Genomic DNA, 21,040 nt, shown 5'->3' with positions numbered 1-21,040 from the left:
GGGGAGTCCTTGGAAGAACAGCAAGATTCGCTTTTGAATTCTGCTCAGTAGAACCGAGCGGGACCAGCCCGTCACAGCTGAAGAGAAGTGGTTTCCTGCCGAGCCAATTGGCATGTGCGGGGGGCAAACGGGGTGGTACCGCGGCGAAAGTCGTCCTCGTAGGCAAGGATTTATCGACCCTACGCTTGAAGGACGGCCATTTCGATGAGCTTCTACCCGAAGGTCACTACAGACCCAACCGGTTCGACCCCGGCTTCACCGCGTTTCCCAGAAATTGAGAAGCGCGTCCTCGAATACTGGAAGAAAGACGACACCTTCCAGGCCTCCATTGACCAGCGGGACGGCGAAGAATTCGTCTTCTACGATGGCCCTCCTTTCGCCAATGGCCTGCCTCACTACGGCCACCTGCTCACCGGCTACGTCAAGGACCTAGTTGCCCGTTACCAGACCCAGCGCGGAAAGCGCGTAGATCGCCGCTTCGGCTGGGACACCCACGGATTGCCTGCAGAGCTGGAAGCGATGAAGCAGCTTGGCATGACCGACAAGAAGCAGATCATCGACATGGGCATCGACAAGTTCAACGATGCCTGCCGCACCTCGGTGATGAAGTACGCCGACGAGTGGAAGCAGTACGTCAACCGCCAGGCGCGCTGGGTCGACTTTGAAAACGACTACAAGACCCTGAACGTCGAATACATGGAATCGGTCATCTGGGCGTTCAAGCAGCTGAGCGACAAGGGCCTGACCTACCAGGGCTTCCGCGTGCTCCCATACTGCTGGAAGGACGAGACCCCGCTGTCCAACCACGAGCTGCGCATGGACGACGACGTCTACAAGGACCGCCAGGACCAGACCGTCACCGTGGGCTTCACCATCGTTGCCGGCCAGAACCCTGCATCGGTGGAACTCGCAGGCGTGCAGGCGCTGGCCTGGACCACCACCCCGTGGACCCTGCCCACCAACGAAGCATTGGCAGTGCACCCGGAGGTCGAATACGTCGTTGTGCCTGCAGGCGAAAACGGCGTGAAGGCATCTGCCGCCGCCGGTCCATTCCTGCTGGCCAAGGACCTGCTCGGCTCCTACGCCAAGGACCTCGGCTACAAGGACGCCAAGGAAGCCGCCGCCGCGATCACCGCAAGCTACACCGGCGCGCAGCTGGCAGGCGTGCGCTACGAACCGCTGTGGGATACCTACACCGACACCGAGAAGTACGGCACCGAAAACGCCTGGCAGATCGTCACGGCAGACTACGTCACCACCGGCGACGGTACCGGCATCGTCCACCAGGCACCTGCCTACGGTGAGGATGACCAGAAGGTCTGTGAAGAAAACGGCATCCCGGTCATCATCTCCGTGGACGAGTCCGCCAACTTCCTGCCGGTCTTCGCGAACGGCCCGCTCAACGACATCGTCGGCGTGCAGGTCTTCGAAGCGAACAAGACCATCACCAATGTGCTCAAGGCCGACGCCCGGCTGGTCAAGCAGGCCTCCTACGAGCACTCCTACCCGCACTGCTGGCGCTGCCGCACCCCGCTGATCTACCGTGCGATCTCCTCCTGGTACGTGGAAGTCACCGCGTTCAAGGACCGCATGCTGGAACTGAACGAAGAGATCAACTGGATTCCTGGCAACGTCAAGCACGGCCAGTTCGGCAAGTGGCTGGAAAACGCCCGCGACTGGTCCATCTCCCGCAACCGCTTCTGGGGTTCGCCGATCCCCGTCTGGGAATGCGACGGCGTGGAGTGCACCCACCGCGAGGTCTTCGGCTCGCTGGAAGAGCTGAAGAACTTCTTCGGCCGCCTGCCGGTGAACCACGAGGGCCAGCCGGACCTGCACCGCCCGTTCATCGACGAGCTGACCCGCGCCCACGAGGGCTGCGAGGCCGGCGGCACCCTGCGCCGCGTCGAGGACGTGCTGGATGTCTGGTTCGACTCCGGTTCAATGCCATTCGCCCAGGTGCACTACCCGTTCGAGAACCGCGAATGGTTTGAGAACGGACACAACCCTGCCGACTTCATCGTGGAGTACATCGGTCAGACCCGCGGCTGGTTCTACATGCTGCACATCCTGTCCACCGCGATCTTCGACCGCCCGGCGTTCACCAACGTGATCTCCCACGGCATCGTGCTCGGCTCGGACGGACAGAAGATGTCCAAGTCCCTGCGCAACTACCCGGATGTCACCGAGGTGCTTGACCGCGACGGCTCCGACGCCATGCGCTGGTTCCTGATGTCTTCCCCGATCCTGCGCGGCGGCAACCTGATCGTCACCGAGCAGGGCATCCGCGACGGCGTGCGCCAGGTATTGCTGCCGCTGTGGAACGTGTGGCACTTCTTCAACCTGTACACGAACGCCGCAAACGACGGCGCCGGCTACGAGGCGAAGTTCTCCACCAGCTCCACCGATCCGTTGGACCAGTACATGCTGGCAGCCTCCGGCCAGCTGGTGCGCGAGGTCACCGAAGCGCTGGACACCTACGAGGTTTCCGACGCCACCGAGGCAGTGCGCCACTACATGGACACGCTGACCAACTGGTACGTGCGCCGCTCCCGCCAGCGCTTCTTCGACGAAGACACCCAGGCCTTCGACACCCTGTACACCGCGCTGCTGACCCTGGTGAAGGTCACCGCCTCGCTGCTGCCGCTGGCCAGCGAGGAGATCTTCCGAGGGCTGACCGGACAGCGTTCGGTGCACCTGACCGACTGGCCTGATGCAGCCCAGTTCCCGGTGGACGCCGCAGCGCTGGAAACCATGGACACCACCCGCAAGATCTGCTCCGTGGGCTCCTCGCTGCGCAAGGCCAAGAACCTGCGCGTGCGCCTGCCGCTGGCAGAGCTGAAGGTCGTGCTCACCGATGCTGCGCGCCTGGAAGGCACCTACGCCTCCATCATCGCCGAGGAATTGAACCTGAAGTCAGTCACCCTGATGGACGCCGCAGGTGTGGACGCGGCCAGCTACGGCATCAGCCAGCAGCTGGTGGTCAACGCCCGCGCCGCAGGCCCGCGCCTGGGCAAGAACGTGCAGCAGGCCATCAAGGGCGCCAAGTCCGGCGACTGGTCGGTCACCGACGGCGTGGTCACCGCCGGCGGTCTGGAACTGGCCGAGGGGGAGTACACCCTGGACACCGTGGTGGACGCCACCGCAGAGATCGCTGCTGCGGTCATTGACGGCGGCTTCCTGGTGCTGGACACCGAGGTCACCGAGCAGCTGGCTGCCGAAGGCACCGCCCGCGACATGATCCGCAACATCCAGTCCGCCCGCAAGGACGCTGACCTGCAGGTCTCGGACCGCATCCGCACCGTGGTCACCGCGCCGGCCGCAGTGATCGCAGCGCTGGAAGCCAACCGCGAGCTGGTGGCAGGCGAAACTCTGACCGAGCAGCTGGAACTGGTCGTCGACGATGCGCTGGACGCCGAGCAGATCGCCGTCGCCAAGCTGGAAGAAGCCGCCAAGTGAGTGAACTAGAGCGGGTCTACCAGCAGCTGCTGTCCCGTGCGCCGGAAAACAAGATGGAACCGCGCATGGATCCGATGTTCCGCGCCATGGAGATCCTGGGCGAACCTCAGAAGGCCTGCCCGGTAGTGCACATCACCGGCACCAACGGCAAGACCTCCACCGCGCGCATGATCGAGTCCCTGTTGCAGGCCCACGACCTGCGCACCGGGCGCTACTCCTCGCCGCACCTGGTCTCGGTCACCGAGCGCATCGCCATTGACGGCGAGCCGGTGGACGAGGAGACCTTCGTGCGGGTCTGGGATGAGATCAGCCCGTTCCTGGAGATCGTCGACGCCGAACTGGTGGAGCGCGGCGAAAACAAGCTGACCTACTTCGAAGCAGTCACCATCCTGGCCTTCGCGGTCTTCGCGGAGGTTCCGGTGGATGTTGTGGTGCTCGAAGTGGGCCTGGGCGGTATCACCGACGCCACCAACGTGGCCGACGGAGACGTCTCGGTCATCACCCCGATCTCGCTGGACCACACCGATCTGCTGGGGGATACCACCGAGCTGATCGCCCAGGAGAAGATCGGCATCCTCAAACCCGGCGGCTACCTGGTCTCCGCGGTGCAGCCGGTGGACGCGGCCGACGTGCTGCTGGCCCGCGCCCGCGAGCTGGAAGTGCCCACGGCCTTTGAATCGATTGACTTCAAGCTGCTTGACCGGCAGGTGGCCGTCGGCGGCCAGCTGCTGAGCATCCAGGGCCAGGCCGGCCGTTATGACGAGATCTTCCTGCCGCTGTTCGGAGCCCACCAGGCGCAGAACGCCGCGGTGGCCCTGGCGGCCGTGGAAGCATTCCTCGGAGGGGGAGAGCGCGAGCTGAACGCGGACCTGGTCCGCGACGGATTCGCCGCCACCTCCAGCCCGGGCCGCCTGGAGCTGGTGCGCACCGCACCGAGCATCCTGGTCGACGCCGGGCACAACCCCGACGGCATCCGCGTCTCGGCAGAGGCCATCAAGGAGTCCTTCGGATTCTCCCGTCTAGTACTGATGGTGTGCATCCTGCAGGAAAAGGACGCCGAGGCGATGCTCTACACCATGCGCGAAGAGTACGGGGACCTGGTCGAAGACCTGTGCATCACCCAGTCCTCCTCGCCGCGGGCCATCCCCGCCGGAGAACTGGCCAACCTTGCCATCGATGCGGGCTGGCCGGAAGAGGACATCCACGTCACCGAGGACCTGGAAGACGCCATCGAGTGGTCGGTGGGCCGCGCCGAATCCGGCGAAGACCTTGCCGGCGGCGTGCTGGTCACCGGTTCCATTACACTGGTGGGCGAAGTGACGGCGCTGCTCAAGGGAGGACACTGATGGCCAAGCTGACCCGTGCCCAGCGCGAATGGCGCCCGGGAATGAAGAAGAAGCAGCGCTCGGTGAAGATGATGTTCGCTTCCACCGTGCTGGTCTGCGAGGCGCTGCTGGCCATCTTCATCACCCTGGCGGCGTTCGGGCTCAAGCGGGCCGAACCGGCAGTCGTCCTGTCCATGGGCGGCATCCTCGCGCTGCTGTGCATCCTGAACTGCGCGCTGCTGGGAAAGAAGATCGGCTACATCATCGGCTGGGCGCTGCAGGCGGTGTTCTTCCTGTGCGGCTTCGTGCTGGTGGACATGTTCTACCTCGGCTCGGCCTTTGCGCTGTGCTGGTGGTACGCGGTTTCTAAGGGCGAAAGCATCGATGCGGAGAACAAGCAGCGGGCCATTGCCCAGGCCAAATGGGATGAAGCACATCCCGAACAGGCCTAAAAAGAGTTTGACCCACAAAAGTTAAGCACCACAACGAAGAGGTAGTCACATGACTGAACGTACCCTGATCCTGGTCAAGCCGGACGGCGTCAAGCGCGGTTTGACCGGACAGATCATCGCCCGCATTGAAGCCAAGGGCTACACCATTGCTGAGCTCAAGCAGCTCAATGCCACCCGCGAAATGCTGGCTGCGCACTATGCAGAGCACGAGGGCAAGCCATTCTACGAGCCGCTGGTGGAGTTCATGCTCTCCGGCCCGGTCGTGGCCATCGTCGCCGAGGGCCAGTCTGTCATCGCCGGCTTCCGCTCGCTGGCCGGCACCACCGATCCGACCACCGCAGCACCGGGCACCATCCGCGGCGACCTGGGCCGCGACTGGGGTCTGAAGGTCCAGCAGAATCTGGTCCACGGCTCGGACTCGGAAGAATCGGCAGCGCGCGAAATCGGCATCTGGTTCGCCAACTAGCCGCAGTCAAAAACTGATCCCCGCAAAACCTCAAGGGTTTTGCGGGGATCAGTTCATTAAGCCTGCGCTTCGGCGCTTGGCGGCGGGTCGGTGCGAAGTCGAGAGAACAACAACGAATCCCTGAACTCGCCTCGCACCCGCTTATGGTCTCGAAGCCGCCCCTCAAGCTTGAATCCGTTCTTCTGAAGCACGCGGGCCGAGGCGGCATTTGCCGGGGCGCAGGTTGCCGTCAGCCGGTGGATGCCCAAGGTGGTGAAGCCAAGTTCCACCAGCAGGCCGGCCACAGCAGTTGCGTAGCCGCGTCCCCAGTATTTGCTGTTCAGCCCATAGCCGAGCTCTCCTGCCGGAACTGTGGCGTCGGTACTCCACACTGCGGCCGCGCCGATGACCTGGTCATCGAGAACTACGGCGCAGCTGATGGAATCTTCCTGCTGCGCCATGGCCTGCGCAATGAATTCCCGGGTCTGTGCCTCGGTGTTGGGGCCCCATTCGGCGTAGCGGTAGACCAGCGGGTCCGTGGCATATTCGTGGACCTCGTCGAAGTCCTCCTCGGTAAATGTCCGCAGAGCCAAAAGCTGTCCGCTGGGAAGCTGAAGCTGGGCGATTTTTTGCATGGCAGCTCCTTCAACAAATCTGGTGGGAAAGCCGAAGGCCTGATCCGTAGCGGATCAGGCCTTCGGCTTTTTGCGGTTATTCTTTCTCGGTTTTGCTCTCGCCGCCCGGCTCGGCTGACTGCGAGGAAGCATGATCGGCGGCTAAATCTTTAGCTGCCTTTTCCTTGTCTTCAAGGGAATCGATGGCCTTCTGCTCTTCTTCAAAAGCGACCTCCGCTTCGATATCCTGCTGGGCTTGGACGGCCGGGTCGACCTTTTCCCTGTTGGTCCAGACCTTGATCACCGCCCACGCGGCGGCGGTCAAAGGAACCGAAAGCACGGCGCCGATGATGCCTGCCAGCACAGTGCCGGCGGTCAGGGCCATCAACACCACCAGGGCGTGCAGGCTCAAGGCATTGGCCATCACGACCGGCTGCAGGAAGTTGCCCTCAAGCTGGTTGACCACGATGACAGCTGCCAGCACGATCAAAGCGATGATCGGGCCGTTGGTCACCAGGGCAACCAGCGTCGCTAGAATGCCTGCCACGGTTGCGCCGACCATCGGGATGAACGAGCCTAGGAAGACGATGATGCCCAGTGGGATGGCCAGCGGCACCTGCAGGATCAGTAGGGTGGCGGTGATGCCGATGGAATCCACCATGGCAACGATCGAAGTGCCGCGGATGTATCCGCCGAAAGTGTGCAGTGCGCGGTCTCCGGACTGGATCCACTTTTCACGGTAGTGCTTTGGGGTCCAGGAGATGGCAAATGCCCAAATCCGGTCGCCGTCCTTCAGGAAGAAGAACAGGATGACCAGCAGCAGCACTAGCCCGGTGACCAGGCTGCCGGCCGCGCTGATGGTGTTCAACGCGCCGCTGCCGAACTGCGCACTGGTCAGGAACCCGGTGACGGCGTTGACCGCCTTGTCGATCTGCTGCTGGTCCAAGGTGATAGGGAAGTCGACCATCAGCTTCTGGACGATGTCATTGAGCTGGTTGAAGCCCTGAACCGCTTGGTCCACGAGGGTAGGCCATTCCTTGATCACCGACATCACCAAGCCGTAGCCGATGCCGCCAAGGACCAGCAGTGACCCGAGGAAGACGATCCAGGCGGACAGCAGGGCATTGAATACCTTGCGCAGCTGCAGCACCAGCGGCCACAGGGCGCAGGAGATAATTACTGCCAACAGCGTTGGAATGACAATGGTGGTCAGCTTCAGCATGCCAATGATGATGAACGTAACCAGTGCGCCCACGATCAGGATCTGCGCGCTGCGGATGCCCAGTCGGCCCAGAAGATCGGTCCAGAGCCCATTGACCGTGAACTCCGGTGTTGCCGTGCTCTGGCCTAATTGCATGGCGCTTGCCTCAGACGAATTCGTTTTCTTCGAGGGCTTATCCCGTCGAAACAACCCCATTCTCGCTCCTCATAGCCGGTGGTGATAGCTCCAAGAATAGGCTAATGAATTGAACAGTTGCAGGCACAACACCGGATCGCGCACTTTTCCTTGGTCACTTTTAAGACTCCTGGATCCACAGCCCGGGACGGATCAGGCGGAAGTGCCGAAGTATTCGCTGGCTAGCAGTCCCATGATGATCCGGTCGTGGAAGGCTCCATCGTGGAACCCTGCTTGGCGCTCGCGGCCTTCCTCTCGGAAGCCTGCGCGGGTAAAGGTGCGCAGCGCGCGCTCGTTATAGGCCCAGATGCTCAGCCCGATGCGGTTCAAGCCCATTTCCCGGAAGCCGAAATCGACGATCATCTTGGTGGCCATGGTTCCGTAGCCCTGGCCCACGTTGGAGCCGCCGATCATGATCATCAGCTCCGCCGACCGTGCCGGCGCGTGGTAGTTGTACAGGGCCGTATGGCCGATCAAGGTGTCATCTGGCAGGGTGATGCACAGGCCGACCCCGTCGGTGGTGCCGCGGTTGAGGCTGCGCCCCCTGAAAAGTTCGGCCGCCTCGGCACCGGGGTGGGGCAGCACGAGGCTTCCCTGCAATGCCATGAACTCCGGGCTGTTCCACCATTGGGTCAGGACCGGAAGATCTTCTTCCTGCAGTTCGCGCAGCCTGATGTGCTCGGAAATCAGCAGATTGATTCCATAGTCTTGGGCATTTTCGGTGTTCCAAATATTCCTGGCCATGTATCCAACCTACCGCCTGTTCATGTGGATATGGTGTGCGGCACATTGGGGGAGGAGCGGCGTGAGAGAAGCAGAAAACCATGGTTGACAAGGACTGAAGTTACGTGAAACGTTGCGCTTGGTTGCCTAGACACGCCGGTGGGCCCATCAGGACAGGTCTAGTCGGTGGTGGGCTTTGGGCTGCACCGGGTGTCGATCAGCCACGCTACAGCTACGCCCAGCGCATAGGCCGCCAGGTCGATCGGCGCGAATCCTGAGCCGAAGATCAGGTGCAATGGCGCAAACCAGTCCGAGAGCAGACGGGGAACTGAAGTTAACTGCGCAAGCTCGACGAGCCAACACCATGTCAGTGCGGCGGAGGCAATCTTGGCGGGGGAGATCGTGGGGGAGGCAAATGCGAAGAGCGCATAAAACAGCACCGTATAAAGTACGCCGCCGCTGATATCCGCAACCAGTCCGGAACCCAGGTATCGGGCGGCTAAGCCAATGGGGACCACCGCGACCGCGGTGATCCCCATCAAAATGCGTCTCTTGGAGACTGGATTCACTGGTTACCCGAAGAATGCATTGGGGAAACGCAGGATCACGGTGGCGGCAACCAGCAGCCACAGGATCGCGGTAATGATCCAGCTCCATTCCGCGAAGAACTTCTTCAGGCCTTCTCCTGCTGGAATGACACCGGTGACGATATTGCGCGCCGTGGTGAAGGCGAAGAGTGGGATGACCATGGCCCAGACCACCATGCAGTAAGGGCACAGCGCATTGATTTCATACAGTGCCTGGGACCAGAACCAGATCACTAGGCCCAAGGCAGCGGTGATGGCCAGCTGGTAGCACAGCCAGAACCAGCGCTGCAGGTTCTGGGCCCCGGCGAGCAGAGCGAAGCCCACCGTGATGACCACTGCGAAGCAGACGATGCCGAAGAACGGATTGGGGAAGCCGAAGATGCCAGCCTGCGCAGATTTCATCACCGTGCCGCAGGAGATCCATGGGTTGACATCGCAGCTGGTGATGTAGTCGGGGTTCTTGTAGAGCTCGATGCGCTCCAGGACAAGAGTTCCGGCGGCGAGCCACGCGATGAAGCCGGTGACGAGGTTGATTAGCCCGAAGCCGCGGTCTTTGGCCCACCATGGCAACACGCCCGGCGTCTTCTGATTTTCAATTGATGAAACCATGCTTTGACTATTCCATATGTTCATAGGAAAGCGGATGATTCCGCTGTGTGCCTTTACATACTAAAAATGTTTTCTGTGCGCCGCATATGTCCGAGTGAACGCGGCGTGAACGATTTGTGAGAGAATAGTTTTGGTTGTTCGCGGATCCACAGTCTGCTTTCAACCCGACGATAGACTTTTGAAACGACAGATCGCCAAGCGATGCATCGCTTCGGTTGAGTGCCCAATATGTGCGCCTCCCGAGGGAATACCGCGGATCAAAGGGCTGCAAAGGAAAGCAGCCGGTTTGAAGGGGACGCGTTGAACCGCAGTTTGCTGCGTCAGGTTCGGTGCGCCGAGCCATGATTGAAGCAGTCTGCGGAAAATATAGAGCTTTCGTGGCCGGCTGACTCATTGAAGACAGCCGCGCGACACGTGATGAATTGTAGTTTCAGCTGAGGCCCCGTCTGTGGAGGATGCCGAAGCGGGACATAAGTAGGAGTACGCGAAATTAAATGAGCGCATCGAATCAGCGAAAGGGTGGCGCGCAGGGAAATAAGCGAGGCAATCGTTCTACACGTGCCCGCCGTACCAGTGTGTCCACCACCCCAGCACGCCCACTGCGCCGTGCAATGACCCTCGCGGAGCTCAACGCCGCCGCCGGAGTCGAAGAGAGCCCATACCGTTGGCGTGCAACGCGCCGGACCCAGGTTTCCACCCCGGACTCGGCCAAGCGCGCAAGCCGCCAGGCAGAGCGCCGCGCACAAGCTGCGCGCAACGCAGCCAGCGACGAGGCAATCACCGAAGAAGCGTCGAAGGTTGAGGCCGACGTGCAGGAGCCAGAGGTTCTTGAATCGGCAGCAGAAGCGGAAGCTCCAGCCGCCGAGCCGGAAGACCAGACCGGCGCCCTGTTGGCAGAGCATGGCAGCTCCATGATCATGAACCCGTTCGCCATCCCTGAATCTGCGCATTCGCTGCTGGCCCAGGCCGTGGCCAAGAAGGCTGCCCGCCCAGCTTCTGGCCACGAGCACGCGGAGAATGAAGATTCGGACGATGTCACCTCGCGCCGCCGTCGTCGCCGCCGCCGCGGAGATGTTGACCTGGAGCTTGAGGGCGGCTCGCAGGACGATCCGCCGAACACCGTGACCCGTGTGCGTGCACCGCGCGCCAGCATTGACAGCCACACCAGCGTCAACAACAAGGTCGCCTCCGTCCGGGGCTCCACCCGCCTGGAAGCCAAGCGCCAGCGCCGCCGCGAATCCCGCGAGACCGGCCGCCGCCGCCAGGTGATCACCGAGGCAGAGTTCTTGGCCCGCCGCGAGTCGGTGGAGCGCAAGATGATCGTGCGCCAGCGCGAAGACCGCATCCAGATTGGCGTGCTGGAAGACGGCGTGCTCGCGGAGCACTTCGTCTCCAAGACCCAGCAGGATTCGCTGATCGGCAACGTCTACCTGGGCAAGGTCCAGAACGTGCTGCCTTCCATGGAAGCCGCCTTCGTCGACATCGGACGCGGCCGCAATGCCGTGCTCTACGCCGGCGAAGTCAATTGGGACATCGCCGCGCTGGAAGGCGCGCCGCGCCGCATCGAGAATGCGCTGAAGGCTGGCGACTCGGTGCTGGTGCAGGTCACCAAGGACCCAGTGGGCCACAAGGGCGCCCGGCTGACCAGCCAGGTCTCCCTGCCTGGCCGCTACCTGGTCTACGTGCCGGGCGGTTCCATGACCGGCATTTCCCGCAAGCTGCCTGACGTCGAGCGCCAGCGCCTGAAGAAGATCCTCAAGGACCACCTGCCGGAGAACGCGGGCGTCATCGTGCGCACCGCCGCCGAAGGCGCCTCCGAGGAAGAGCTGACCAACGATATCAACCGCCTGCGTGCGCAGTGGGAAGGCATCGAAGAGCAGTCCAAGTCAACCAAGACCCTGGCCCCTGAACTGCTGTACTCGGAGCCGGATTTGACCATCAAGGTCGTCCGCGACGTCTTCAACGAAGACTTCACCAAGCTGATCGTCTCCGGCGAGCAGGCGTGGGACACCATCGAGGCCTATGTCATGTATGTGGCGCCGGACCTGATGGGCCGACTGGAAAAGTGGGAACAGGAAGAGGACATCTTCTCCAAGTACCGCGTGGACGAGCAGATCGCCAAGGCGCTGGACCGGAAGGTCTTCCTGCCTTCAGGCGGCTCGCTGGTCATCGACCGCACCGAAGCCATGACGGTGATCGATGTGAACACCGGCAAGTTCACCGGTTCGGGCGGCAACCTGGAAGAAACCGTCACCAAGAACAACTTGGAAGCGGCGGAGGAAGTTGTCCGCCAGCTGCGCCTGCGCGATATCGGCGGCATCATCGTCATCGACTTCATCGACATGGTTCTCGAGTCCAACCGCGACCTGGTGCTGCGCCGCCTGGTCGAATGCCTGGGCCGCGACCGCACCAAGCACCAGGTAGCCGAGGTCACCAGCCTTGGCCTGGTGCAGATGACCCGCAAGCGCATGGGCACCGGCCTGCTGGAAGTCTTCGGCGAGCAGTGCGAGCACTGCGCCGGTTCCGGCGTCATTACCCATGAAGAGCCTGTCGAGTCCCGCAAGAGCTTCAACTCCCATGGCGAGAGCCACCAGAAGAAGTTCGCTGAGAAGCCTGCGCGCAGCCGCAACCGCCGCCGCGGGGGCGACAAGGTCGAGGTGAAGAACGTCGAATCCGCAACTGCCGAGGTAGTTGAGGAAAAGACCGAAGCAACTCGCCACGCGCTGGCCAACATCGCCGCCGCCTCGCATCTTGACCATGGCACCGAGCCAGCGGCCAAGGCCGAGGGCGACGACGCTGCAGCAGCCTCCCGCGATGAGTCCGAGTCCGCAGCAGAGGTCACCCTGGAGTCCTTGGAGGCGGCGCTGCCTGCAGGCGAAGGCGCTGACAACGAGGCGGGACGCAAGCCTCGCCGCCGCTCGCGTTCGCGCGGCCGCGGTCGTTCGCAGTCCGAGAGCTCCGAGGCATCGGCCGTCCAGGCTGACGCCCCGGCGGAGCAGCCGGCTGAGAAGGTTCAGGAAGAGCAGGGCGGCGAGCCGAAGGCTACCAAGCCTGCGCGAAGCCGTTCGCGTCGTGCCTCGCGCCCGGCCAGCGCCCCTGCTTCCGAGCAGCCGGTGCTGACCGGCCTGGCCTTGCCGGCCAGCGAAGCACCTGCTTCGCAGCCTGCAGAACCAGCAGCCGAGGCAGCGCCAGTTGCTGCAGCGGCCGCCCCACAGAGTTCCACTAAGCCTAAGCGACGCAGCCGTCGGGCCACTTCGGTCCAGGGCGATGCGACCGCGCAGGTGGTTGTGGCAGAGGTATCCGCTGCTACCGGTTCGGTAGTCCAGATGGATTCCTCCAGTTCGAAAGCTGAAAAGCCAGCTGAGCAGTCCGGCGCCCCGGTCATGTTCGGTGTTGGAGTTCCAGTTCGCGAACTGAAATAGATGAACTTGATCACGCTTCACCCACTGGGGCTGTTTGTATTTGCCCCGGTGGCGTGAATTAGCGTAATCTAGTTGATCGGTGCTAAACGCCAAGATCACGGACTTTTGGTCCGCTCGGCGTTCAAGGCACAAGCGCATGAGATCCCCATGTTGACCTGCTTGAAGGTTTTCGGGTTGATATCTGCGCCAGTAAGACAATAAACGTCGAGTAGAAGTGAGTACCCACGTGGTGTACGCAATTGTCCGCGCAGGCGGCCACCAGGAGAAGGTTTCCGTTGGAGACCTCATCACCGTTGACCGTCTTCAGGCTGCCCCAGGTAGCTCCATCGAGCTTCCTGCATTGCTGCTGGTAGATGGCGAGAAGGTAACTTCCGCAGCTGCCGATCTGGCAAAGGTCAAGGTTACTGCTGAGGTCGTTGAGAACCTCCGCGGTCCAAAGATCGTAATCCAGAAGTACAAGAACAAGACCGGTTACAAGAAGCGCCAGGGCTTCCGTTCCGCTCTGACCAAGGTCAAGGTCACCTCGATCGCCTAATTTGGGCGCTCGTAATATCCATTTTTGTAGCGAAAGAGGCTAAAAAGCATGGCACATAAGAAAGGTGCGAGTTCCACTCGCAACGGTCGCGATTCCAACGCACAGTACCTGGGCGTAAAGCGCTTCGGTGGTCAGGAAGTCAAGGCAGGCGAAATCATCGTTCGCCAGCGTGGCACCCACTTCCACCCAGGTGCAGGCGTAGGCCGCGGCAAGGATGACACCCTGTTCGCTCTGGCTGCCGGTGCAGTTGAGTTCGGCACCCGTCGTGGTCGCCGCGTGGTGAACATTGTGGCTGCTGCCTAATTTAGGCAACAGACAACATTTTTAGTACCCAAGGGGTGGGCCGTTTCGGTCCGCCCCTTGTGTGCGTAGATAGACTTTTAAGCGAGCACCAGCTCGCACCCCCGTTATAGGAGAAGATGGCCCCGTGGCTGCATTCGTTGATCGCGTAACCCTTCACGCCACCGCAGGAAATGGTGGTCACGGTTGTGTGTCCATCAAACGTGAGAAGTTCAAGCCACTGGGCGGCCCAGACGGCGGCAACGGCGGCAACGGCGGCGACATCATCCTGCGCGTCGACCCGCAGGTGACCACCCTGCTCGACTTCCACCACCTGCCGCACCGCAAGGCCGGCAACGGCGAACCAGGCAAGGGCGGGCTGCGCCCGGGCAAGCAGGGCGAGGACCTGATCCTCGGCGTGCCAGCAGGCACCGTCGTCAAGACCCGCGACGGCGACATCCTCGCCGACCTGATCAACGTGGGCGACGAATACCTGGCGGCCGGAGGCGGCCAGGGCGGCCTGGGCAACGCTGCCATCGCCTCGGACAAGCGCAAGGCCCCTGGCTTCGCGTTGCTGGGCATTCCCGGCCAGGAGCAGGACGTCGTCCTGGAGCTGAAGTCGGTGGCTGACATCGCGCTGGTGGGCTACCCATCGGCTGGCAAGTCCTCGCTGATCGCAGCCATGTCCGCGGCGCGCCCGAAGATCGCCGACTACCCGTTCACCACCCTGGTGCCGAACCTCGGCGTGGTCCAGGCAGGCGAAGTGCGCTTCACCGTCGCCGACGTGCCGGGCTTGATTCCCGGAGCCTCCGAAGGCAAGGGCCTGGGCCACGAATTCCTGCGCCACGTCGAGCGCTGCGCGGCGATCGTGCACGTGCTTGACTGCGGCACCCTTGAATCGGACCGCGACCCGATCAGCGACCTGGAAATCATCGAGGCAGAGCTGGCCAACTACGAGGCAGACTCCACCTTCGCCGGCACCGACGGAACCATCATCCCGCTGGTCGAGCGACCTAAGCTGGTGGCGCTGAACAAGGTGGACATGGCCGACGGCCTGGACATGGCAGAATTCGTGCGTCCAGAACTGGAAAAGCGCGGCTACCAGGTCTTCGAGATCTCCGCACTGGCCCACGAAGGCCTGCGCGAGCTGTCGTTCGCCATGGCCAAGCTGGTTCAGGAAGCCCGCGCCGAACGCGTCATCGAGGCGCCAGTGGTCGAGGTCCCGGTGATCCGTCCGCGCTCGGTCAAGCAGGCTGAATTCGTGATCCGCCGCGAAGAGCAGAACCTTGAGCCGCTGTGGCGCGTCATCGGCGAAAAGCCGGAGCGTTGGATCATGCAGACCGACTTCCGCAACGACGAGGCGGTGGGCTACCTGGCCGACCGCCTGGCCAAGCTCGGCGTGGAAAACCAGCTGTTCAAGGCCGGCGCCAAGCCGGGCGACGCAGTGGTTATCGGCTCGGAAGAGAACTCGGTGGTCTTCGACTGGGAGCCGACCATGGCAGCCGGCGCAGAACTGCTCGGCGGCAGCCGCCGTGGCGAAGACGTGCGCCTGGAAGACCGCGGCAACCGCAAGACCCGCGAAGAAAAGCGCGCCGAACACGAAGAGCGCAAGGAAGCCAAGGCCGCGGCCCGCGCCGAGCTGGAAGCCGAGCGCAAGGCAGGCATCTGGACCGAATCGGTGCACGCCAAGGCCGCTGAACGCAAGGCCAAGGCCCGCGCACGGGAAGAGGAGCAGTGAGCAACACAGCTGCCACGCCTTCCAAAACCCTCTCCGAGGTCACCAGCCGCAGCGAGCTTCCGCGCGCCAAGCGCCTGGTGATCAAGGTGGGCTCCAGCTCGCTGACCACCGTCGAGGGCGGGATCTCCCACGAGCGCCTGAAGTTCCTGGTGGACACTTTGGCGCGCACCGTGGCCGCCGGCACCGAGGTGGTGCTGGTGTCCTCCGGCGCCATCGCCGCCGGCCTGGCGCCGCTGGCCTTGGCCAAGCGCCCGAAGGACCTTGCCACCCAGCAGGCCGCCGCCTCGGTGGGGCAGGGGCTGCTGCTTGCCCAGTACACGCAGGAGTTCGCCGCGCACGGGCTGACCGTGGCGCAGGTGCTGCTCACCGCGGACGACCTGATGCGCCGCACCACCTACACCAATGCGCTGCGCGCGCTGGTGCGCCTGCTCAACCTCGGCGTGCTGCCGATCGTGAACGAGAACGACACGGTGGCCACCCACGAGATCCGCTTCGGCGACAACGACCGCCTGGCCTCGCTGGTGGCACACCTGGTCAAGGCCGACGCGCTGCTGCTCTTCTCCGACGTGGACTCCGTCTACGACGCGCACCCGGCCAAGGGCGGCTCGCGCATCGCCCAGGTCGGCCACCCGGATGAGATCGAAGCCATCGACCTGGGCAGTGCCGGCTCGAATGTGGGCACCGGGGGAATGATCACCAAGGTGCAGGCGGCCACGCTCAGCGCCTCGGCAGGTATTCCCGCCCTGGTCACCTCCACCGCCAACGCCGCCAAGGCGCTGGCCGGCGAGGACGTGGGCACCTGGTTTGCCGCCCGCAACGCCCGCCGCTCCGCCCGAGACGTCTGGCTGGCCCACCTGGCAGTGGCCCACGGGCGCCTGATGCTCGACGCCGGCGCCGTCCGGGCGATCTCCAGCGGAGAAAAGTCGCTGCTGGCTGCCGGCATCACCGGCGCCACCGGAGACTTCGAGGCCGGGGATGCCGTGGAGATCTGCGATGCGCAGGGCACCGTGGTGGCCCGCGGGCTGGTGAACTATTCGGCCCTGGAGCTGCCCTCCATGTTCGGGCGCTCCACCGCCGCGCTGCACGAATATCTGGGTGAAGGTTACGAAAAGCCAGTCGTACATGTCGACGACTTAGCGCTGATCTAGGGCTGAACTTAGAATGGGTGCATGACCCTCACCGATTCAGCGACAGTCGAAGCAGTCCACCAGCTGGCCGATCGGGCCCGCCGCGCCTCCCGCGTGCTGGCCCGAGCCAACCGCGACTGGAAGGACCGCGCGCTGCTAGCCATCGCCGCGGCCATCGATACCAACCGTGTAGCCATTAAGCAGGCCAACTCCAAGGACCTTGAGGCCGGGCGCGCCAACGGCACCTCGCCGGCCATGCTGGACCGGCTGAAGCTGGACGACTCCCGCATCGACGGGCTGATCGCCGCCCTGCATGAGCTTGCAGGCCTGCCCGACCCCATCGGGCGCGTCATGCGCGGCGAGACCCTTCCCAACGGGTTGCGCATGCGCCAGGTCAATGTGCCCATGGGCGTCATCGGCACCATCTACGAGGCCCGCCCCAACGTCACCGTGGACATCGCCGGCCTGTCGCTGAAGAGCGGCAACGCGGTGCTGCTGCGCGGCGGTTCGGCCGCGCTGAATTCCAACGTGGCACTGGTGGGGTTCATCCGTGACGCGCTGGAGTCGGTGTCGCTGCCGCGCGACCTGGTGATCTCGGTAGACGAATTCGGCCGAGAGGGAGCCGACGCCATGATGGGAGCGCGCGGAAAGATCGACGTGCTCATCCCACGCGGAGGACGCGAACTGATCCAGCGGGTGGTCACTACCGCCAAGGTACCGGTCATCGAAACCGGCGAAGGCAACGTCCACATCTTCTTAGATGCCTCCGCCCAAGAGCAGATGGCGGTAGACATCCTGCTCAACGCCAAGACCCAGCGCCCCAGCGTCTGCAACACGGTGGAAACGCTGCTGATCCACAAAGACGCCGCAGCCGGTAAAACGGTGCTGCAGGCACTGCACGCAGCAGGGGTCACCCTGCATACCGATGAACGCGCGGCCACGCTGGTGCCGGAGATTGAAACGGTGGCGGCGGGGGAGTCCGACTGGGCCAACGAATACCTGAACCTGGACATCGCGGTGAAGCTGGTCGACGATATCGACGAGGCGCTGGAGCACATCCGCGCCTACTCCACCGGCCACACCGAGGCGATTATCACCTCCGACCTGGCCAACTCGCAGAAGTTCATTGCACAGATCGAATCGGCTGCAGTCATTGTCAACGCCTCGACCCGCTTCACCGACGGCGGCCAGCTCGGCCTGGGCGCAGAGGTGGGCATCTCCACCCAGAAGATGCACGCCCGCGGTCCGATGGGGTTGGCCGAGTTGACGACCACCAAATGGATCGTTGAGGGCGATGGACACGTCCGCAAATAGTTTCTGAGAAGCAATTTCGGTACGATGTAGAAGAACGTACCGTTAGTTTTCGAGTCACGGCATTCCGGGAAGAGTCCGGGGAGCTGGCGGCCTCGCGGATAACAACTGGAGAGAATCTTGAACGCGCTGATTTTGGCTGCCGAAGCCACCGATTCCGCTTTTACTGCAGAAGGCTGGTCCTTCCTTATCGGCGGTGTGATCTTCGCAGCCTTCATGCTGCTGCTGCTGATCACCGTGTCCTACACCAACGTTGGCAACCGCCACACCGTCAAGCCTGAAGAGGTGGACACCCACCGCCAGTTCAAGACCCATGCTGAGCACCACGAGAAGCACTAGTCTTGGCCGATTCACAGCCTAAGAACCGCCCATTACGCCTCGGTGTGATGGGCGGTACTTTTGATCCCATCCACAATGGCCACCTTGTTGCGGCCAGTGAAGTTGCCGCCGAGTACGAGCTGGATGAGGTGGTCTTCGTTCCCACCGGCCAGCCGTGGCAGAAGGCTGATCGCCATGTCACGGATGCGGAACACCGCTATCTGATGACGGTGATCGCTACCGCATCCAACCCTCGATTCACCGTCAGCCGTGTGGACATCGACCGCGGCGGTGCAACCTATACCCGCGACACACTGTTGGATCTGCGTGCCCTGCGTCCCGAAGCCGAGTTGTTCTTCATCACCGGTGCGGATGCGATGAGCCAGATCATGAGCTGGCGGGACATCGACCAGGTGTGGGATCTTGCGCATTTCGTCGGGGTGACCCGGCCCGGCTACGTCATTGCGGACTTAGGGCGCGACAACGTTTCCCAGTTGGAAATCCCCGCGCTGGCGATTTCTTCGACGGATTGCCGCGACCGAGTCGCCGAGGGAAAGCCTGTTTGGTACCTGGTTCCAGACGGTGTGGTGCAGTACATTGCAAAATATGGGCTCTATACCGAGTCGTAACCTCACATTTAGTCGTGAAGCACGGCATAATCGGTTATGGTGACGGTATTTGTCTATGCGGTCGGGGAGTAGTACCAGATGAGCGATAACTCGCAGCCAGTTTCCAGCAGGCGAGCTCTGCGCGAAAAGCGGCGCGCCGAAATGGAGGCGCTGCTGGCCAATAACAAGGCCGAGCAGGCAGCGAAGGAACAGGCGTCAGCGCAGCAGCAAAGCGTAGCTGGCAAAAAACCTGTACCCGCCGACAAGGCCGAAGCCAAGCCGGATGTGCAGAAGAAACCTGCAGCGGCGGAGGCCAGCGCAAAACCTGCATCCAAGCAGCCAACCGCTCCCGCAGCGTCAAAGGCCGAAGCCAAGGCTCCAGCCAAAACGGAACCGGCCAAAAAGCCGGAACCTGCAAAGCCTGAAGCTGCGAAGCCGGCTCCCGCCAAGGCAGAACCAGCAAAGCAAGCTCCAGCAAAAACCGAAGCTTCCAAGCAGGACGACGCCAAAGCAGCTCCTAAGCCGCCTGCCGCCGGCCAAGCCGGGGGAGAGCGCGCATCCTTGCGACGTGCTCGCGACCGCGAAGCACTGCGTGAACGCCGTCGCCTGGAAGAAGAAGTCGGCGCACTGACAAGCCACATTCCCACCGTGGAACCAGCAGACGACCCCAAGCCGTTGACCCGCCGCCAGTTGCGCCTGCAGGCATTGGCCGAGCAGGGCAAGGCCGAAGCACCTGCAAAGACTGCACAGCCGAGCAAGACTACCAAGAAGCCTGCCACCCCTGCAGGCTCCGACCAGTCGCCAGAAACAACAGTGATGAGCGTCGAGGACGCGTTGGCGGCCCGTCGTGCGCACACTCCACCGGTTCCGGTTGATCCGAACCTCATCGGCGAAGACGATTCAGAAATTGATCTGGAAGTTCTGGCCCACCAGCGTGAGATGGCGGCGCGTGCCGCGATTATCTCCCGCCGCGCAGCCGAGCGTGAGCGCCTGCGCGTGCAGAATGCCAAGCAGGGCAAGGATGACGCCGCCTCAGATCCGTTCACCGGTGCGCTGGGCAATATCCGCGAAGCTGAAGACCGCATTGCCAAGACCGGCGTTGCGGGGCCAAAAACCGAAAGCGTTTCACTGTCATTTGCGTCCCCGGACAAGAATGCCGCCAAGCCAGCTGCGAAGCAGGAACCGAAGCCAGCGCCAAAGCCGGCCTCCAAGGCTCCGGCCAAGCCGGCTGTGAAGCCTGCCGCTAAACCAGATGCCAAACCAGCCGCCGCTGAGAAGACGCCAGCCAAGCCTGCGCCAAAATCAGTTGCAGCCGCCGCGGAGTCAAATGATTCGGCCGTAGTCGACATGCCTCGAATTGATGCAGTCAACGCACAGGGCCTGCAGCCTTTGGACGTTCAGACTCACGGTGTCCGCCGAGCCAACAACATGCTGATCGCGATGATCGTTGCCCTAGGCATCGGCGCCGCCGCATTGATTGCGGGATTGATCATGTTGTTCAGCAACTAGTTTTCATAGGACAATTAAGTCCTAAGTTTTATACCTCTTAAGGAGACACCCAACTTCATGGGCGCACACGCAGACTCTATTGCCTTGGTTCAGACCGCGGCACTGGCAGCATCGGAAAAGCTAGCCGAAGATATGGTGGCCCTGGACGTAGGAGAACGTCTAGGCATTACCGACGCATTCTTGATCGTTTCCGGCGGATCTGAGCCGCAGGTCAACGCCATTGTCGACGAGATTCAGGCAAAGGTCATCGAAAAGTTCGACCTGCGCCCAGTTCGCCGTGAAGGCTTCGGCCTTGGCCGCTGGGTTCTGTTGGACTATGGAGATGTCGTCGTGCACGTCCAGCACCAGGAAGACCGTGTCTTCTATGCGCTTGAGCGCCTATGGTCTGACTGCCCGGTGATTGAGCTTCCTGCCGAAACTAAGTAGAACAGCTAGCAGCCTTGGATTTGCATCCTGATCAGTTATTCACTTATGATTAATGAGTTGCCTGATCAGGTAGCGATCCTTTTGGGGGTATGGCGCAGTTGGTAGCGCGTCTGCATGGCATGCAGAAGGTCAGGGGTTCGAATCCCCTTACCTCCACAAA

At 62.5% G+C, this 21,040-nt stretch carries 19 protein-coding genes and 1 tRNA gene; 15 read left to right on the top strand and 5 right to left on the bottom strand.

The annotated features are described in order from the left end of the window. Positions 1-204: 204 nt before the first annotated feature. Genes ileS through ndk form a run of 4 tightly spaced genes read left to right on the top strand, consistent with a single transcriptional unit; the run spans position 205 to position 5,699 of the window. Positions 205-3,456, top strand: a complete 3,252-nt coding sequence (gene ileS, locus AUR04nite_RS09530) for an isoleucine--tRNA ligase (RefSeq protein ID WP_141364358.1) — start codon at positions 205-207, stop codon at positions 3,454-3,456. Positions 3,457-3,509: 53 nt separating this feature from the next. Beyond that, on the top strand, positions 3,510-4,802 hold the full coding sequence (locus tag AUR04nite_RS09525; protein ID WP_141364631.1) for a bifunctional folylpolyglutamate synthase/dihydrofolate synthase: 1,293 nt from the start codon (positions 3,510-3,512) through the stop codon (positions 4,800-4,802). Next, positions 4,802-5,233 carry a DUF4233 domain-containing protein gene (locus tag AUR04nite_RS09520; protein ID WP_141364356.1) on the top strand — a complete coding sequence of 144 codons (432 nt, stop codon included), beginning with the start codon at positions 4,802-4,804 and terminating at the stop codon, positions 5,231-5,233. Before AUR04nite_RS09525 ends, AUR04nite_RS09520 begins: the two co-directional genes overlap by 1 nt. Before the next feature lie 49 nt (positions 5,234-5,282). After that, the gene (ndk, locus tag AUR04nite_RS09515; protein WP_141364354.1) at positions 5,283-5,699 is read left to right on the top strand and encodes a nucleoside-diphosphate kinase; all 417 of its coding nucleotides are present in this window, start codon (positions 5,283-5,285) and stop codon (positions 5,697-5,699) included. Positions 5,700-5,755: 56 nt separating this feature from the next. On the opposite strand, the gene AUR04nite_RS09510 is transcribed toward ndk, so the two are convergent. The 5 genes from AUR04nite_RS09510 to AUR04nite_RS09490 form a co-directional block, all read right to left on the bottom strand. Next, positions 5,756-6,313, bottom strand: a complete 558-nt coding sequence (locus AUR04nite_RS09510; RefSeq protein WP_141364352.1) for a GNAT family N-acetyltransferase — start codon at positions 6,311-6,313, stop codon at positions 5,756-5,758. Positions 6,314-6,389: 76 nt separating this feature from the next. Next, a complete protein-coding gene (locus tag AUR04nite_RS09505) occupies positions 6,390-7,649 on the bottom strand; it encodes an AI-2E family transporter (protein ID WP_246055471.1) in 1,260 nt (419 codons plus the stop codon). Positions 7,650-7,841: 192 nt separating this feature from the next. Beyond that, positions 7,842-8,432: a GNAT family N-acetyltransferase gene (locus AUR04nite_RS09500; RefSeq protein WP_141364348.1), complete on the bottom strand. Its 591-nt coding sequence runs from the start codon at positions 8,430-8,432 to the stop codon at positions 7,842-7,844. Between the two features lie 158 nt (positions 8,433-8,590). Further along, positions 8,591-8,950 (bottom strand): ribosomal maturation YjgA family protein, encoded by a 360-nt coding sequence (locus AUR04nite_RS09495; protein ID WP_141364346.1) that lies wholly within the window; start codon positions 8,948-8,950, stop codon positions 8,591-8,593. A 33-nt stretch (positions 8,951-8,983) separates the two neighbouring features. Next, positions 8,984-9,607, bottom strand: coding sequence for a vitamin K epoxide reductase family protein (locus AUR04nite_RS09490; RefSeq protein WP_141364344.1), 624 nt, complete (start codon positions 9,605-9,607; stop codon positions 8,984-8,986). Positions 9,608-10,218: 611 nt separating this feature from the next. Between AUR04nite_RS09490 and AUR04nite_RS09485 the strand changes: the two genes are divergently transcribed. The 11 genes from AUR04nite_RS09485 to AUR04nite_RS09435 all read left to right on the top strand — a co-directional run bounded on the left by AUR04nite_RS09485 (position 10,219) and on the right by AUR04nite_RS09435 (position 21,036). Further along, positions 10,219-13,029, top strand: coding sequence for an Rne/Rng family ribonuclease (locus AUR04nite_RS09485; RefSeq protein ID WP_141364629.1), 2,811 nt, complete (start codon positions 10,219-10,221; stop codon positions 13,027-13,029). A 226-nt stretch (positions 13,030-13,255) separates the two neighbouring features. Further along, positions 13,256-13,564 carry a 50S ribosomal protein L21 gene (gene rplU, locus AUR04nite_RS09480; RefSeq protein ID WP_141364627.1) on the top strand — a complete coding sequence of 103 codons (309 nt, stop codon included), beginning with the start codon at positions 13,256-13,258 and terminating at the stop codon, positions 13,562-13,564. Positions 13,565-13,612: 48 nt separating this feature from the next. Beyond that, positions 13,613-13,867: a 50S ribosomal protein L27 gene (gene rpmA, locus AUR04nite_RS09475; RefSeq protein ID WP_022875303.1), complete on the top strand. Its 255-nt coding sequence runs from the start codon at positions 13,613-13,615 to the stop codon at positions 13,865-13,867. Between the two features lie 124 nt (positions 13,868-13,991). Next, positions 13,992-15,581 (top strand): GTPase ObgE, encoded by a 1,590-nt coding sequence (gene obgE / locus AUR04nite_RS09470; RefSeq protein WP_141364342.1) that lies wholly within the window; start codon positions 13,992-13,994, stop codon positions 15,579-15,581. Continuing rightward, on the top strand, positions 15,578-16,729 hold the full coding sequence (gene proB, locus AUR04nite_RS09465) for a glutamate 5-kinase (RefSeq protein WP_141364340.1): 1,152 nt from the start codon (positions 15,578-15,580) through the stop codon (positions 16,727-16,729). The genes obgE and proB overlap by 4 nt, the downstream gene beginning before the upstream one ends. Positions 16,730-16,750: 21 nt before the next feature. After that, a complete protein-coding gene (locus AUR04nite_RS09460) occupies positions 16,751-18,022 on the top strand; it encodes a glutamate-5-semialdehyde dehydrogenase (RefSeq protein WP_141364338.1) in 1,272 nt (423 codons plus the stop codon). A 117-nt stretch (positions 18,023-18,139) separates the two neighbouring features. Beyond that, positions 18,140-18,358, top strand: a complete 219-nt coding sequence (locus tag AUR04nite_RS09455; RefSeq protein ID WP_141364336.1) for a hypothetical protein — start codon at positions 18,140-18,142, stop codon at positions 18,356-18,358. Between the two features lie 2 nt (positions 18,359-18,360). After that, positions 18,361-18,966 (top strand): nicotinate-nucleotide adenylyltransferase, encoded by a 606-nt coding sequence (gene nadD / locus AUR04nite_RS09450; protein WP_141364334.1) that lies wholly within the window; start codon positions 18,361-18,363, stop codon positions 18,964-18,966. Positions 18,967-19,044: 78 nt separating this feature from the next. Next, positions 19,045-20,454 (top strand): hypothetical protein, encoded by a 1,410-nt coding sequence (locus AUR04nite_RS09445; RefSeq protein WP_141364332.1) that lies wholly within the window; start codon positions 19,045-19,047, stop codon positions 20,452-20,454. A gap of 57 nt (positions 20,455-20,511) precedes the next feature. After that, positions 20,512-20,880, top strand: coding sequence for a ribosome silencing factor (rsfS, locus tag AUR04nite_RS09440; protein ID WP_141364330.1), 369 nt, complete (start codon positions 20,512-20,514; stop codon positions 20,878-20,880). 83 nt (positions 20,881-20,963) lie between these two features. Then, positions 20,964-21,036: transfer RNA gene (locus tag AUR04nite_RS09435), tRNA-Ala, on the top strand. The last annotated feature ends 4 nt before the right edge of the window (positions 21,037-21,040 follow it).

This window comes from Glutamicibacter uratoxydans, from assembly GCF_006539925.1.
Taxonomy (GTDB): domain Bacteria; phylum Actinomycetota; class Actinomycetes; order Actinomycetales; family Micrococcaceae; genus Glutamicibacter; species Glutamicibacter uratoxydans.
This window is presented reverse-complemented; position numbering and strand designations above follow the sequence as displayed.